This window comes from Mycobacterium sp. NPDC049093 (assembly GCF_040704635.1).
GTDB lineage: Bacteria > Actinomycetota > Actinomycetes > Mycobacteriales > Mycobacteriaceae > Mycobacterium.
Window position 1 is genome coordinate 996,149 of record NZ_JBEZJS010000003.1, and the last position, 15,300, is coordinate 1,011,448.

Here is a 15,300-nt window from a genome sequence, read left to right on the forward strand (position 1 = left end):
CGTCATTCACCCTCTCCGAGAATCCGCGGCACGGCGAAGCGGCCGTCTTCGGCGCGCGGCGCCGCAGCCAGCGCCTCCTCCTGCGTCAGGCACGGCACGACGACGTCAGGGCGGCTGACATTCACGTCCTTCAGCGGGTTGCCCGTCGCCTCCACGCCGGTGACGTCGACGGACTGGATCTGGCTGACATGGCCGAGGATGGCATCCAGCTGGCCGGCGAAACTGTCCAGTTCGTCGTCGGTCAACGCCAGACGCGCCAGACGCGCCAGATGGGCAACCTCGTCTCGGGAGATCTTCGACACGACAAAGCAGCCTAGTCAAAGCAGTAGAACTGCCACACAGCGGCAGCACACCCAGCCATGCACCGGCATGCCCCGAGACTCCCCCTGTGCAACAGTTATACGTGTGCCTTCGTATCTGCTCCGGGTCCAGCTAGAGGACCGACCAGGCAGCCTCGGCTCGCTCGCCGTGGCGCTCGGGTCGGTCGGCGCCGACATCCTGTCCCTCGACGTCGTCGAGCGCGGAACCGGCTACGCCATCGATGATCTGGTCGTCGACCTGCCGCAGGGCTCGATGCCCGACAGCTTGATCACCGCCGCCGAAAACCTGTCCGGCGTCTATGTCGACAGCATCCGGCCCCATACCGGACTGTTGGAGGCGCACCGCGAACTCGAGTTGATCGATCACGTCGCGGCGGCCCGCTCGAAGGCACAACGGCTGCAGGTGCTCGCCGAAGAAGCACCACGAGTTCTGCGGGTCGGCTGGTGCACGGTGGTCCGGTCCACCGGTGACGGAGTGGAACGGGTCGCCGCGAGCCACGGCGCACCCGAGACCCAGGCACAGTCGGCGCCGTGGCTGCCGTTGGAACGGGCTTCGACGCTCAACGGCACCGAGCCATGGGTGCCGCAGGTCTGGAGTGACATGGACACCACGCTGGCCGCCGCACCACTGGGCGACCACAACACCGCGATCCTGCTGGGCCGCCCCGGCGGTCCAGGGTTCCGGCCGTCGGAGGTGGCGCGGTTGGGTTACCTGGCCGGGATCGTCGCGACGATCCTGCGTTGAATTGGACTAGCCTTCGTCGGCCGTAGCCTCATCGGCGGCCGGGGGGCCCTCGGCGAGCAGCGTGCGGAACCCGTCCTCGTCCAGGATCGGGACCCCGAGTTCGACGGCCTTGTCGTACTTGGATCCGGGCGCATCCCCGGCCACCACGTACGCGGTCTTCTTCGACACCGAGCTGGCGGCCTTGCCGCCGCGGCTGATGATGGCCTCCTTGGCCTCATCGCGGGAGAACCCGGGCAGTGAGCCGGTCACCACGATCGACAGACCTTCCAGCGTGCGCTCGATGCTCGCGTCGCGCTCGTCGGCCATCCGGACCCCGGCGGCCCGCCACTTGTCCACGATGGCGCGGTGCCAGTCGACGGTGAACCAGTCGATAACCGCGGCGGCGATGGTCGGGCCCACGCCTTCCACCGCGGCGAGCTGTTCTTCGGAGGCCGCGACGATGGCGTCCAGGCTGGCGAACTCCGTGGCCAAGGCACGTGCCGCGGTGGGCCCGACATGGCGGATCGACAAGGCCACCAGGACCCGCCACAGCGGTTGGGCCTTGGCCTTGTCGAGATTGGCCAGCAGGCGCTTGCCGTTGGCCGACAGTTCGCCGGCCTTGGTGGTGAACAGCTCGGTGCGCAGCAACTGGTCGGCGGTCAGGGTGAACAGATCGCCCTCGTCGGCGATCACCCCGGCCTGCAGCAGCGCAGTGGCAGCCTCGTAACCGAGCCCCTCGATATCGAACGCGCCGCGACCCGCGACGTGAAACACCCTCTCCCGCAACTGCGCCGGGCAACTGCGGGTGTTCGGGCAGCGGATGTCGGCGTCGCCCTCCTTGGCCGGGGCCAAGACGGTGCCGCACTCGGGGCAGTTGGTCGGCATGACGAATGCGTGCTCGGATCCGTCGCGGAGATCGACCACCGGGCCGAGCACCTCGGGGATGACGTCGCCGGCCTTGCGGATCACCACGGTGTCGCCGATCAGCACCCCCTTGCGCTGAACTTCGGTCGCGTTGTGCAGCGTGGCCAGGCCGACGGTCGAGCCGGCCACCTTGACCGGTTCCATGTAGGCGAACGGGGTGACCCGGCCGGTCCGTCCCACGCTCACCCGGATGTCGAGCAGCTTCGTGGTGGCCTCTTCCGGTGGGTACTTGTAGGCCACTGCCCAGCGGGGTGCGCGTGAGGTCGAGCCGAGCCGACGTTGCAGTGCCACCTCGTCGACCTTGACGACCAGGCCGTCGATCTCGTGGTCGACGTCATGGCGGTGCTCACCCCAGTAGGCGATCCGCTCGGCGACCGCGGCGACGCCGGACACCTTGGCCGTGTGTTCGGACACCGGCAGGCCCCACTGGTCCAGCGCCCGGTAGGCGTCATGCAACGATTTGAACGGGAAACCTGCAGCGCTTTCTATGTGGCCGAGCCCGTGACAGATCATCCGCAACCGGCGACGCGCGGTGACCGCAGGATTCTTCTGGCGCAGCGAGCCCGCCGCGCTGTTCCGTGGGTTGGCGAAGGGCGGCTTACCCTCGGCGACCAATCCTGCGTTGAGCTCCTCGAAGTCGGCGACCCGGAAGAACACCTCGCCACGTACTTCCAGTACCGCGGGCACCGGGAACTCGTCAGACGCGGTCAGCTGCTCGGGGATGTCGGAGATGGTGCGGGCGTTGAGTGTCACGTCCTCACCGCTGCGTCCGTCGCCGCGGGTTGCCGCCCGAACCAGCCGCCCGTCGCGGTAGACCAGTGCGAGCGCGACGCCGTCGATCTTGAGCTCGCACAGATAATGTGCGGCATCGCCCGTCTCCCCGCTGATCCGGGCTGCCCAGGCCGACAGCTCATCGGAATCGAACACGTTGTCCAGGGACAGCATCCGTTCGAGATGCTCGGCCGGGGCGAATTCGGTGGCGAACCCGGCGCCACCGACCAGTTGGGTCGGGGAATCGGGTGTCCGCAGGTCGGGGTGCTCCTCCTCGAGCGCCTGCAATTCGCGCAGCAGCACATCGAAATCGGCATCCGAGATGACCGGTGCGTCTTTGACGTAGTAGCGGAACTGGTGCCCCCGCACCTCGTCCGCGAGTTCCTGCCAACGTCGCCGCACGTCGGCATCGGCCTGTTCAGGCAGCACGGCGTCGGCAGGTCCGGTCGGCTCATCGCTCACCCTGGCAGGCTATCGGAGCCATCTGACGCCCCCATTAACCTTGGGGCATGCCGCACCCGATCATGTTCAGCGACGACGACTTGGGCCTGGCCGAACTTCGCACCGTTGCCCTGGGGTTTCCCGAGGCATTCGAGAAGGTTTCGTGGGGCAGGCCGGTTTTCTGCGCGCCGAAGATGTTCGCCATGTACGGCGGGAACGTCAAACCCGAGAGCCGCGGCGAGATGGTGCCCTATCCACATTCGCTGCTGATCAAGGTCGACGAGAGCGACCGCCGCGCGCTCGAACAGGACAGCCGCTTCTTCTTTCCGGCCTACATGGGCCCCTTCGGCTGGCTCGGTCTGGACTTCACTGCGGCGAAGGTGGATTGGACCGAGGTCCACGAACTCATCGACGCCTCGTTCCGCCTGGTCGCCTCACGGCGGCTCATCAAACAACTCGACGAGAACTGATCGGAAACAGCCATGAGTTTTGCCAGCCCTTTCCCCGACGTCGACCTGCCGACTGTCAGCGTCTACGACTACCTGTTCGCCGACATGTCCCCGGCCGACGCGGACCGGATCGCCTTGGTGGACGCCAAGTCCGGTACCGAAACCAGCTACGGCGATCTGGTCAGCCGGATCGACGCGTTCGCCGGCGGGTTGGCGGCCCGCGGGATCGGTGTCGGTGACGTGGTCGCACTGCTGTCCCCCAACAGTTCGGGTTTCGCGATCGCGTTCCACGGCATCCTGCGCGCCGGCGCCACCGCCACCACCGTCAACGCGCTGTTCACCGCGCGGGACATCACCAAGCAGCTCAAGGATTCGAAGGCCCGCCTGCTGGTCACGGTGAGCGCGCTGCTGCCCCAGGCATTGGAAGGAGCCGCCGCCGCGGGCTTGGATACCGAGGACGAGGTGGTGGTGCTCGACGGCGCCGGACTCGGCGCCGTCGGCCCGGCGCCCGAGGTGAGCTTCGATCCGGCCACCCATCTGGCGGCGCTCCCCTACAGCTCGGGCACCACGGCCAACCCCAAGGGTGTCATGCTCACCCACGCCAACCTGACCGCCAACGTCGCCCAGATCCGCCCGTTGCAGGGCTTGACCGCCGATGACCGGCTGTTGGCCGTGCTGCCGTTCTTCCACATCTACGGTATGACGGTGCTGCTCAACGCCGCCCTGCATGCGCGCGCCCAACTGGTCATCATGCCGTCGTTCGATCTCGGTGAATTCCTGGGCAACATCGCGGACCGCCGGTGCACGTTCGTCTACATCGCCCCGCCGGTGGCCGTCGCGCTGGCCAAGCACCCGCTGGTCGATTCCTATGACCTGTCCTCATTGCGGGCCGTCCTCTCCGGTGCGGCCTCCCTCGACGCCGATCTGGGTCGCGCGGTGGCAGATCGATTGAGCTGCACGGTTTCTCAGGGATACGGCATGAGCGAGTTGAGCCCGGTCAGCCACATCACCCCGCACGACGGCGGACTGGCATCGGTGGGCACGGTCGCACCGCTGGACTCCTGCGGGTGGACTGTCCCCAACGGCGTGAGCAAGCTGGTCGACCCCGACACCGGCAAGGAAATCGAGATCCCGGCAGAGGGTTTGAGCGAAACCGGCGAACTCTGGTTCAAGGGCCCCAACGTGATGGCCGGCTACCTCAACAACGAGGCGGCCACGCAGGAGACCGTCGACGCCGAAGGCTTCCTGCACACCGGAGATCTGGCGCAGGTCGATTCCAACGGCTGCGTCTACGTCGTCGACCGGCTGAAGGAACTCATCAAATACAAGGGCTACCAAGTGCCGCCGGCCGAGCTGGAGGCCGTCCTGCTGGGCCACCCCGGCATCGCCGATGCCGCGGTGATCGGGGTACAGGACAAGGAATCCGGCGAGGAAGTGCCGAAAGCCTTTGTGGTCAAACAGCCTTCATCAGAGTTGAGCGCCGACGAGGTGATGACCTTCGTGGCCGGCCTGGTGGCGCCCTACAAGAAGGTGCGCCAGGTCGAATTCATCGACGCGATCCCCAAGTCGTCGGCCGGCAAGATCCTGCGCCGGGAACTGCGCGGCGGCTAGACCACTTTGTCACGCCAGAGTGACACTCGGCGTCGACAGCCACGCTGGCGTGACAATGGGCGAACGAGTCGTTCGCTACTCCTCGACGTAGGCCCGCAGTCGGTCGATTGCACTGTCCCAGCGCTGCGACAGCGCTGTCAGGTAGTCGCTGGCCTGCACCAGCGGCTCGGGCTGGATCCGCCAGATGCGTTCGCGGCCCTTGCGGTCGCTGGTCACCAATCCCACCGCCTCCAGTAGCAGTAAGTGCTTGGTCGCGGCCTGACGGGTCACCGAGATCACCTGCGTCAGTTGCACTGTCGAGCACGGCCCGCCCTCGCACAGTCGGGTGACGATGCGCAGCCGGTTGGGATCGCCGAGCGCATTGAAGAACGGGGACAGTGGTTCCGCCGAACCGACCGAGGTGCTCACACCGGCTCGCCGAGGGCAAGGTACTTGCGGACCATCTCGGTCTGGTGGGCCCAACCCTCACTGTTGGCCTCGAACGCCGACCTCCGCCGCGCCTCGGGAATCGCATCGAACCCGGATTCGACGATGCGCAACAGCACGCCGCCCTCGGATTCGGTCAAGGTGAACTCCACGAGCGTCGTGGGCGCCTCGGGCTCGCGGGCGCCCGGTTCGACGGCGTAGGGATGCCAGCGGTAGGCCAACCGGTGCGGCGCCTCCACCGCGACGATGTGCCAGGCGTCGGCCTCCCCGGCGTAGGGCTCCTGCATCGCGGCGACCTCCTCGTCGACCTCGGTCGGGGTCATCACCCCGTTGACCGATTTCCCGGCGACGAACGGCCCGTCGAAGCGCACACCGAACCAGCGGCCGAACTCCTTCGAATTGCTGATGGCCCGCCACACCCGGTCCAGCGGCGCCTTGAGCAGAACTTCTTTTTCGATCCGGTCGGTACTCATATGCAACCTTTCAGTTGCTTCTTAGCGTAGGAGCCTTCGCAATCAAGCGCAACCTTTTAGTTGCTTTTTTCAGATGGCGTCCGGATCTTCGGCGAAGGCGTCGGCGGCCTTCTGCGTGAGTTCCACCGCGGTGCGCGCCCACTTCGCGGTGGCGCCGGCCAGCCCACAGGCCGGCGTGATGCCGATCCGGTCGCGAAGGACCGGCCTGCCGAAACCGAGTCGGTCCGTCAACGCAGCGGCCGCCTTGGCAACCTCTTCGGCCGAGGGCCTGCCCTCAGGAGCCGTCGAGGGCACCACGCCGAGCAACACCGTCCGGCCCGAGTCGACGAACTCCCCGATTCCGTCCAGATCAGCGGGTGTCAAGGTCGAAACATCGACCGAGACGGCGTGAACAGCACTGCGCAACAACGCTTTCCACGGCAGATCGGGCGCACAGCTGTGCAGCGCGACCTCCGACCCGGTCGCAGCCACGCACGCGTCGAGCAGGTTCATCGCCAGAGGCTCGTCCACCGGATGCACCGGGGTGAAACTCGTGACCCCGGACAGCCGCCCCGCCAGTGCAGCGGGCAGCGACGGCTCGTCCAGCTGGACCACCACCGGGGTCTCCAACCGCCGGGCCACCTCCGCCCGGTGAACCGCCAACCCCTCGGCGAGGGAGGCCGAAAGATCCCGCAGCGCACCGTGATCGGTGATGGCGCGATGACCGTTGGGCAGCTCCAGCTGGGCCGCCAGCGTGATCGGACCCGGAGCCTGCACCTTCACCGCACGACCGCTACCCCGCAGGCCGGCGCGCTCCCACGCCTCCTCCAGCGCGTCGATGTCCTCACCGAGCAGGCTCACCGCCCGGCGAAGCGCAGCGCTACGCCCCGGGGCGATGCGGTACCCGCGCGGCACGGTGTCGATACCGATGTCGACCAGCAGGGCCCCGGCCCGGCCGATCAGATCGGCACCGATCCCCCTGGCCGGAAGCTCCACGAGGTGTGACAGGGTGTGCAGCTCACCTACGACGACTTCTGCGGCAGTCCGCGGCTCTGTCCCCGGCCAGGACCCGATACCGGTGGCCGTCGAGAAAACACTCATGCGAAAACACTCACGCGCGTGCGATGGTCGCGCTGGCGATGACCTCGTCGCCCTCGGCATCGGGCCGGTACAGCACCACGGTCTGCCCGGGAGCGACCCCGCGCAGCGGCGCCCGCAGGGACAGCACCAACCTGCCGTCGCACAGCTCGGCCACCGCGTCGGTGATGCCGCCGTGTGCGCGCACCTGAATCTGGCATTCCACCGGTCCGTCGATCGGGGTCCCGCTGGTGAATACCGGCTTGTCGCCGAACAACTCCCGCACCTCGAGATCCTCGGCAGGCCCGACCCGCACGGTGCCCGTCTCGGCGTCGATCGCGGTGACATACCGCGGCCGGCCATCGGCTCCCGGTCCCGGAATACCCAGGCCCTTGCGCTGCCCGATCGTGAAACCGTGCACGCCTTCGTGCTCGGCGAGCACCGTGCCGTCGTTGTCGAGCACCGCTCCGGGCCTGATACCGATGCGGGCGCCCAGGAACGCCTGGGTGTCCCCCGACGGAATGAAGCAGATGTCATGACTGTCCGGCTTTTTCGCGACCGCCAGACCACGCTCGGCGGCCTCGGCCCGGATCTGGGGCTTGGGCGTGTCACCGATCGGGAAGATCGCATGTGCCAACTGCTCGGCCGTCAGCACACCCAGCACGTAGGACTGGTCCTTGTCGGCATCGACGGCGCGCCGCAACCTGCCGTCGGCCAACCGCGCGTAGTGACCGGTGGCCACCGCGTCGAAACCTAGCGCCAGGGCCCGCGCCGCCAGCGCGGAGAACTTGATCCGCTCATTGCACCGCACACAGGGGTTGGGAGTCTCGCCGCGGGCGTAGGACTCGACGAAGTCGTCGATCACGTCGTCCTTGAACCGGTCGGCGAAATCCCACACATAGAACGGGATGTCGAGGATGTCGGCCACCCGGCGGGCATCGCCCGCGTCTTCCTTGGAGCAGCAACCCCGCGATCCGGTGCGCAACGTGCCGGGCGCCGACGAGAGCGCCATGTGCACTCCGACGACATCGTGACCGGCGTCGACCATACGGGCAGCGGCCACCGAGGAATCCACGCCGCCGCTCATCGCGACCAGGACTCTCATGAGAAGGCCCTCCCCGCACTGGCCAGTGCCGCCTGCCGGGCCCGCTCGACCGCCGCGGGCAGCACGTCCAGCACCGCGTCGACATCAGCGTCGGTGCTGGTGTGCCCCAACGAGAATCGCAGAGATCCCCGGGCCGTGACAGGATCGGCACCCATCGCGATCAGAACATGTGACGGCTGCGCCACGCCGGCCGTACACGCCGACCCGGTGGAGCACTCGACGCCCTTGGCGTCGAGCAGCATCAGCAGCGAATCGCCTTCGCAGCCACGGAAAGTGAAGTGTGTGTTGGCGGGCAGCCGGCCGGCTCCACGGGGCCCGTTCAGGTAGGTGTCCTCGATCATGGACAGCACGCCCTCGATCAGCCTGTCCCGCAACGCCTGCACCCGCGAGCTGTGTTCGGCCAGCCCGCCGATGGCCACCTCGGCCGCCGCGGCCATCGCCACGGCACCGGCCACATCCGGGGTCCCGGAGCGTACGTCGCGCTCCTGCCCGCCGCCGTGCAGCAGGGGCACGCAGGCGGTGTCCCGACGCAGGACCAGCGCGCCGACGCCCATCGGGCCGCCGAACTTGTGGGCGGCCACGCTCATCGCCGCCAGTCCGGTCTCGCCGAAATCGACGGGGACCTGGCCGACGGCCTGAATGGCGTCGCTGTGCATCGGGATGTCGAGCTCGGCCGCGACGGAAGCCAGTTCGGCGATCGGCATGATCGTGCCGACCTCATTGTTGGCCCACATGATGCTGACCAGGGCAACGTCAGCGGGCCCGCCGCCGGCCTCGAGCGCCGAGCGCAGTGACTCGGGTGTGACGACGCCCTCGGCGTCGACCGGGAGCCAGGTCACCTCGGCGTCCTCATGGTCGACGAGCCACTGCACGGCATCGAGAACGGCGTGATGCTCGACGGCGGTCGTGACGATGCGGCGCCGCTTCGGCTCGGCGTCGCGGCGGGCCCAGTAGATGCCCTTGACGGCGAGGTTGTCGCTCTCGGTGCCACCGGCGGTGAAGATCACCTCCGACGGCCGGCAGCCCAGCAGGCGCGCCAGCGTCTCGCGGGCCTCCTCCATCCGGCGCCGTGCCAGGCGCCCCGAACCGTGCAGCGAGGAGGCGTTGCCCACGTTCGCCAGCGCAGCCGTCATCGCTTCAATGGCGGCTGGGTGCATCGGGGTGGTGGCGGCGTGATCGAGATAGACCGGCCTGCCCGCGGAGGAGCTCATAACCTCTCCAGGATAGCCGCTGGCAGGCGACCCGCCCGCCGGCCGCCTCAGGCGACCAGAATGTGCGCGGGAGCCCCAGGAAGCTCCTGGTGGCCCCGCACCACTGCCTCGCAGCGTCCGGCCAGCGCCCGACGGTCCTCCCCGGGCAGTTGCAGCGACCCGACGTGGACGTGACATACCGTGCGACGCGCGGTGATGACCCGCCGCACCGACCGCAACAGGGTGTCCTCGCCCACAAAGGCCGGAATCGTCGACGGGCGGCCGTCGCGGTGACGGTAGTCCAGCCGCAGTGGCTGCACCGGCCGGGCCGCATCGATCGCGGCCTGGAACATCGCCGGCCGGAACGGGCCGTACGCCAACCCGCACCAGGTCGTACCCTCCGGGAAGGCCACCACGGTGTGTCCGGCCCGCAGACGTTCGGCCACGGTGTTGACCACCGCGGGCAGTCGGCGCAGGCTGCCCCGGTCGATCGGGATCACCTTCATCACCCGGGCCAGCCGGCCCAGCGCGGGCCATTCCACCAGATCCGCGCGGGCCACGAAGGAGCCGGGCAGCACTGCCCCGACCGTGAAGATGTCCAGCCACGACACGTGACCGGTAACCACGAGCACCCCTTGCAGATTACGAATAGGGCCGCCCGACAATGCGATTCGCACCCCGAAGCAGCGCAGCATCAGCCGGCAGTAGAACCGCTGCAGGTGCCAGCGGCCCGGCATCGGCACTGCCAGCAGCACTGCCCCCGGGAACAGGACGATCGCCATGACGACGCGCACCGTGGTGCGCACCCACACCACCGGCCGCCTACCGGCGTCCGCACCGTCCACGTGCACACAGCTGGAGTCACACGACGCCCTGGGCAGCCACGGGTGCTGGAAGGTCGCGGTGGTCACGACGCGTCCCCGGCCACCCCGCCGGCCATGTCGGCGGCCGCCGAGACCGAGCGCAGGCGCTTGAGGTAGCGAACGTCCGCGCGGCGCTTGTCCAGCAGGGCCGGGAAATCCCCCACCCCGAAGTCGGGGTCGTGGGCGGGTTCCCCGCACACCTGCGCACCGAGGCGCAGATAGCCGCGCATCAGGGGCGGCACCGTCGTCCGTGACGGCGGGTCGATGTCGTCGAGCACCACCGGCCGGTACGGGTACACGGTGTGCTCAGCGGGTGCCGCGTGGCGGCGCCGCACGAAGTCGCGGACCCCGCGGATCTGGGTTCCGGGCGGCCCGTCGGCATTGCCTGCGACCGGAACCGATACGCAGCCGGTCACGTAGTCGTACCCGGAACGGTCGAGGTAGGCCAGGATGCCTGCCCACATCAGCAGGACGACGGCTCCGTTGCGGTGGTCGGTCCGCACCACCGCGCGGCCCATCTCGACCAGGGACGGCCGCAGCGCGTCGAGACCGCGTACGTCGAACTCGGTGGCGGTGTACAGCCCGCCCGCGGCGATGGCGCCCGGTGGCGGCAGCATCCGGTAGCAACCCACCAGCTCACCGGTGCGGTCCTCCCGGACCAGCAGGTGGTCGCAGTGCTCGTCGAATCGGTCGGCGTCACGTCCATCGGTGGCCCCGGCCAGAGCGAATCCGGGTTCGGAGGTGAACACGTCGTGCCGGAGCCGCTGGGCGGCTTCGATGAGGTCGGGGTCGGCGGACAACAGCAGGGTGTAGCGCGGCGCATCGGGCGTCGCACTGTCGGTGTGATCAGCGGCGATGAGTACAGATGCAGTGCTCATACCGAGCACGGTCGCCCAGCCGGGTCTCCAGACGGCATCGGCCGTATGACATGTCTGTGAGCGCCAGGTGACGTTTTGTGCGCCGATCAGGCGTCGAGGAACACCACGTTCTCGGCGATCGGATCGCGCGGTGTGTCCAGGTGGTTGGCCGGAAAGTCCGGGTCGGCATAGCCGATCGACACCCCGCACAGCACCGTCAGGTCGTCGGGGATGCCGAGTTGTTCACGCAACACGTCCGGATAGAACGAGATCGACACCTGCACGCAACTGCCGATTCCCCGTTCGTTCAGCGCCAACAGCAGGGTCTGCAAGAACATCCCGACACCCAGCGCGTCGACGTTCGTGAAATCGCGATGCATGCAGACCACCGCGGCGACCGGGGCGTAGAAGAATTCCCAGTTTCTCCGCTGGGCTGCCCAGCGCCCCTGGGCGTCGTCGCGGGCGATCCCCATGGCTCCGTAGACCAGGGCGCCGCTTTCCCTGCGCCGGTGGGCGAACCGGGGCGGCAGGCCCGCGGAGCCGATCGCCGGCGGGGCCGCATCGACCGCGGTGAGCAGCGCGTCGACCAGTCGGACGCGCTGCTCACCGGTGGCGAAGAAGACGTGCCACGGCTGCGTGTTGGAGTTCGACGGTGCCCGCATCGCCAGCGCGAGTGCCTCGTCGAGCAGTTCTCGCGGAACGGGCTTGTCCGGCAAGAACATCCGCGATGACCGCCGCGACCGGACGACGTCTCCGAACTCGGCCATCAGCGCACTCGCCGGTCCTTGCGGGCCTCGAGTTCGTCGTCCTCGACGATGACGAGCATCGGTTCGCCGGGCACACACAGCATGTTGACGAGGAATCGCAGTGGAACGTCGTCGCGGTTGTTGGCATCCGAGTAGTGGATGACGTCACCGCCCGGCTCCCAGAACGCCTCGCCCGCCTTGACCACGCGCGGTGCCTCACCCTCCAATTCGAAGAGCATCTCGCCCTCGAGGACGTAGCCGAAGGCGGGTCCGGCCGGGTGCCGGTGCGGCGGCGCGCCGGGTGAACCCGCCGGCCACTCGATGATCGTCGTCATCACTTCGGCGTTCGGCGGGATGAACGGCGGTGTCACACTGGCGATCACGGTCATCGCATCGTGGAGGGCCTTTTCCTGCTCCGCAGTCACAGGCATGTCAGTGAGCCCCGCTCCATGCGGCCCAACGGGTTTCACCCAGGATCCCGTCGTCACCGGTGACCAGGCTGTTGTCGTCGACAGCAGTACCGAAATACTTTGCCTGCGGATCGATCACGACCGACTTGTCGTCGCCCTGCTCGGCAAGCACCGCACGCGCCATGTCGGCGAACGAGAATTTGTCGGGCCCACCGATGTTGACGATCCCGTTGAGCGGAGCGCCCTGGGCCACCTTCGCGACCTCACCGGCGACGTCGTCGACCGAGATCAGCTGGATCCGCGCGTCGGGGACCCGCACCTCGTCACCCACCACCAGCGATCCCGTGATGGCCTCGGCGAACTCCTGGAACTGCGTGGCCCGCACGATCGAGTACGGCAGTCCGGATTCGGTGATGATCTTCTCCTGGGCCACCTTGGCCCGCATGTAGCCGCTGTCCGGAAGTCCGTCGGTCCCCACGATCGACAACGCCACGTAGTGCCCGACACCGGTCTCCTTCGCGGCGGCCACCAGGTTGCGCGAGGACGCGGTGAAGAAGTCCAGCACCGGGCCGTCCTCGAACGAAGGCGAGTTGACCACGTCGACCAGCGCGTCGGCGCCGCTGAGAGCCTCAGCGAGGCCCTCGCCGGTGAGGACGTTGGCGCCCGTCGAAAGGGAGGCCGCGACCACGTCGTGTCCGGCTTCGGTGAGCAACCGCACCACCCGCGAGCCGATCTGGCCGCTGGCACCTATGACTGTGATTTTCATTGTGCGAATCCTTTTCTCTGGCGTGCTGACAAAACCAACACTGGCACCGCATGCCGAGATCCAAACCCTGGAAAGTCCGTAGTCGGGTCGCCTGGCCCACCGCCGCCTTGTCACGCGAGAGTGGCTCTCGGGCGCGAGCGCCACTCCAGCGTGACACTCGGCACGCGTTGCGGGCTCGGATTGCGCCACGCCGTTGCCCCACACAGCACAGAACCCCGGCGCACCAGGTGCACCGGGGTTCTGCGTTGACAGCTTGGGGGAACTAGCCCTTACGCGCCTTGACCGCCTCGGTCAGCTGCGGGCTGACCTTGAACAGGTCACCGACGATGCCGAGGTCGGCGATCTCGAAGATCGGAGCTTCCTCGTCCTTGTTCACCGCGATGATCGTCTTCGACGTCTGCATGCCGGCACGGTGCTGGATCGCGCCGGAGATGCCCAGCGCGATGTACAGCTGCGGCGACACGGTCTTACCGGTCTGGCCGACCTGGAACTGGCCCGGGTAGTAACCCGAGTCGACCGCGGCGCGGGAGGCACCGACGGCACCGCCCAGCGAGTCGGCCAGCTCTTCGACGACCGAGAAGCTCTCGGCGCTGCCGACACCACGGCCACCGGCGACCACAACGCTGGCCTCGGTGAGCTCGGGACGGTCACCGGCGACGACGGGCTCGCGCTTGGTGATCTTGGTCGCGTTCTCGGCCTGGGCCGGGACCTCGACGTTGACGACCTCGCCGGCACCGTCGGCCGGGGCGGCCTCGACGGCACCCGGGCGCACCGTGATCACCGGGGTGTCACTGGTGACCTGGGCCTCGACGGTGAATGCGCCACCGAAGATGCTGTGGACGCCCACTGCACCTTCGCGGACCTCGACGACGTCGACGAGCAGGCCCGAGCCGATACGCGCGGCCAGGCGGGCGGCAATTTCCTTGCCGTCTGCGGTGGCGGCGACAACGACGCCTGCGGGGGCGGCCGACTCGGCCAGCCCGGCGAGCACGTCGACGACGGGGGTGATCAGGTAGCTCTCCGCGTCGTCAGACTCGGCGACGTAGATCTTGGCCGCGCCGGCGGCCTTCAGGCCGTCGACCAGCGGAGCAGCGGTGCCGGGCTTGCCCACCACGACGGCGGAGGGCTCACCCAGTGCGCGGGCGGCGGTGATGAGCTCGGCGCTGACCTTCTTCAATGCACCTTCGGAGTGCTCAGCGAGCACAAGTACTTCAGCCATGAGTTTCGATTCGTCTTTCTGCTAGATCAGCTTCTGAGCGACCAGGTACTCGGCGATCTTGGTGCCGCCTTCGCCTTCGTCGGTCACCTTTTCACCGGCGGTCTTCGGCGGCTTCGGGGTCGAAGACAGCACCTTGGAACCGGCATTGGCAACGCCGACCTCATCGGCTTCCACGCCGATCTCGGCGAGGGTGAGCACGGTGACTTCCTTCTTCTTCGCGGCCATGATGCCCTTGAAAGAGGGGAAGCGGGGCTCGTTGATCTTCTCGTTGACGCTGACCACGGCCGGCAGCGAGGCCTCGAGGCTGAACACGCCCTCGTCGGTCTCACGCTCGGCGGTGACCTTGCCGCCCTCGACGGTCAGCTTGCGCACGTGGGTGAGCTGCGGCAGTCCGAGGTACTCGGCGATCACGGCCGGGACTGCGCCGCCGACACCGTCGGTGGCCTCGTTACCGGCGATGACCAGCTCGGTGCCCTCGATGGTGCCCAGCGCGCGGGCCAGTGCCCAGCCCGTCTGGATCACGTCGGAGCCGTGCAGGCCGTCGTCCTTGAGGTGCACGGCCTTGTCGGCACCCATGGACAGCGCCTTGCGGATCGCCTCGGTGGCGCGCTCCGGACCGGCGGTCAGCACGGTGACGGTGCTGTCTCCACCCTCACGCTCCTTGATCAACAGCGCCTCTTCCACGGCGCGCTCGTTGATCTCGTCGAGCACGGCGTCGGCAGCCTCGCGGTCGAGGGTGAAATCGCCGTCGGACAGCTTGCGCTCCGACCAAGTGTCTGGGACCTGTTTGATCAGGACCACGATGTTCGTCATGACTCTGGTTCGTCCTCCTCGATGAGACCGGTGGCCCGGGCTCATATCACGTTCTAAGCAACTAGCACCATGTTACCGGTCGGTAACTTATAGTGGTTCGCAGGAACACCATAGCTGGTCGGAGTTTGTATTCCGG

The 15,300-nt window shown here is 68.0% G+C and carries 17 protein-coding genes; 3 read left to right on the forward strand and 14 right to left on the reverse strand.

The window, feature by feature from the left end; translation table 11 throughout:
* Window positions 1–2: 2 nt before the first annotated feature.
* Window positions 3–302, reverse strand: coding sequence for an Asp-tRNA(Asn)/Glu-tRNA(Gln) amidotransferase subunit GatC (gene gatC, locus AB0876_RS15315; protein ID WP_064931354.1), 300 nt, complete (start codon window positions 300–302; stop codon window positions 3–5).
* Window positions 303–405: 103 nt separating this feature from the next.
* On the opposite strand from gatC, the gene AB0876_RS15320 reads away from it, so the two are divergent.
* Entirely contained in the window at window positions 406–1,065 is a 660-nt protein-coding gene (locus AB0876_RS15320) for an ACT domain-containing protein (protein ID WP_526042312.1), read from the forward strand.
* A 6-nt stretch (window positions 1,066–1,071) separates the two neighbouring features.
* Here the strand turns inward: AB0876_RS15320 and ligA are convergent, their stop codons facing one another.
* A complete protein-coding gene (gene ligA, locus AB0876_RS15325; RefSeq protein ID WP_491839318.1) occupies window positions 1,072–3,168 on the reverse strand; it encodes an NAD-dependent DNA ligase LigA in 2,097 nt (698 codons plus the stop codon).
* A gap of 80 nt (window positions 3,169–3,248) precedes the next feature.
* Here ligA and AB0876_RS15330 point away from each other — a divergent pair, with 80 nt between their 5' ends.
* Complete coding sequence (locus tag AB0876_RS15330; RefSeq protein WP_526042313.1) at window positions 3,249–3,650, forward strand: MmcQ/YjbR family DNA-binding protein; 402 nt, start codon at window positions 3,249–3,251, stop codon at window positions 3,648–3,650.
* A gap of 12 nt (window positions 3,651–3,662) precedes the next feature.
* Window positions 3,663–5,240, forward strand: a complete 1,578-nt coding sequence (locus AB0876_RS15335; protein WP_491838583.1) for a 4-coumarate--CoA ligase family protein — start codon at window positions 3,663–3,665, stop codon at window positions 5,238–5,240.
* Window positions 5,241–5,315: 75 nt separating this feature from the next.
* Here the strand turns inward: AB0876_RS15335 and AB0876_RS15340 are convergent, their stop codons facing one another.
* The 12 genes from AB0876_RS15340 to AB0876_RS15395 form a co-directional block, all read right to left on the reverse strand.
* Window positions 5,316–5,648, reverse strand: coding sequence for an ArsR/SmtB family transcription factor (locus tag AB0876_RS15340; protein WP_491838582.1), 333 nt, complete (start codon window positions 5,646–5,648; stop codon window positions 5,316–5,318).
* Entirely contained in the window at window positions 5,645–6,139 is a 495-nt protein-coding gene (locus tag AB0876_RS15345) for an SRPBCC family protein (protein WP_526042314.1), read from the reverse strand. The genes AB0876_RS15340 and AB0876_RS15345 overlap by 4 nt, the downstream gene beginning before the upstream one ends.
* A 69-nt stretch (window positions 6,140–6,208) precedes the next feature.
* Window positions 6,209–7,219 carry a uroporphyrinogen decarboxylase/cobalamine-independent methonine synthase family protein gene (locus AB0876_RS15350; protein WP_526042315.1) on the reverse strand — a complete coding sequence of 337 codons (1,011 nt, stop codon included), beginning with the start codon at window positions 7,217–7,219 and terminating at the stop codon, window positions 6,209–6,211.
* A 10-nt stretch (window positions 7,220–7,229) separates the two neighbouring features.
* Complete coding sequence (mnmA, locus tag AB0876_RS15355; protein ID WP_491838579.1) at window positions 7,230–8,300, reverse strand: tRNA 2-thiouridine(34) synthase MnmA; 1,071 nt, start codon at window positions 8,298–8,300, stop codon at window positions 7,230–7,232.
* Window positions 8,297–9,511 (reverse strand): cysteine desulfurase family protein, encoded by a 1,215-nt coding sequence (locus AB0876_RS15360; RefSeq protein WP_526042316.1) that lies wholly within the window; start codon window positions 9,509–9,511, stop codon window positions 8,297–8,299. The genes mnmA and AB0876_RS15360 overlap by 4 nt, the downstream gene beginning before the upstream one ends.
* A gap of 47 nt (window positions 9,512–9,558) precedes the next feature.
* On the reverse strand, window positions 9,559–10,401 hold the full coding sequence (locus AB0876_RS15365; protein WP_526042317.1) for a lysophospholipid acyltransferase family protein: 843 nt from the start codon (window positions 10,399–10,401) through the stop codon (window positions 9,559–9,561).
* Window positions 10,398–11,231: a GNAT family N-acyltransferase gene (locus AB0876_RS15370; RefSeq protein WP_526042318.1), complete on the reverse strand. Its 834-nt coding sequence runs from the start codon at window positions 11,229–11,231 to the stop codon at window positions 10,398–10,400. The genes AB0876_RS15365 and AB0876_RS15370 overlap by 4 nt, the downstream gene beginning before the upstream one ends.
* An 86-nt stretch (window positions 11,232–11,317) precedes the next feature.
* Entirely contained in the window at window positions 11,318–11,977 is a 660-nt protein-coding gene (locus AB0876_RS15375) for a nitroreductase (protein WP_526042319.1), read from the reverse strand.
* Complete coding sequence (locus tag AB0876_RS15380) at window positions 11,977–12,387, reverse strand: cupin domain-containing protein (protein ID WP_064881955.1); 411 nt, start codon at window positions 12,385–12,387, stop codon at window positions 11,977–11,979. The genes AB0876_RS15375 and AB0876_RS15380 overlap by 1 nt, the downstream gene beginning before the upstream one ends.
* A gap of 1 nt (window position 12,388) precedes the next feature.
* Entirely contained in the window at window positions 12,389–13,132 is a 744-nt protein-coding gene (locus AB0876_RS15385; protein WP_526042320.1) for an SDR family oxidoreductase, read from the reverse strand.
* 262 nt (window positions 13,133–13,394) lie between these two features.
* Window positions 13,395–14,351 carry an electron transfer flavoprotein subunit alpha/FixB family protein gene (locus AB0876_RS15390; RefSeq protein WP_526042321.1) on the reverse strand — a complete coding sequence of 319 codons (957 nt, stop codon included), beginning with the start codon at window positions 14,349–14,351 and terminating at the stop codon, window positions 13,395–13,397.
* Between the two features lie 21 nt (window positions 14,352–14,372).
* Window positions 14,373–15,164: an electron transfer flavoprotein subunit beta/FixA family protein gene (locus AB0876_RS15395; protein ID WP_055112679.1), complete on the reverse strand. Its 792-nt coding sequence runs from the start codon at window positions 15,162–15,164 to the stop codon at window positions 14,373–14,375.
* Window positions 15,165–15,300: the final 136 nt, after the last annotated feature.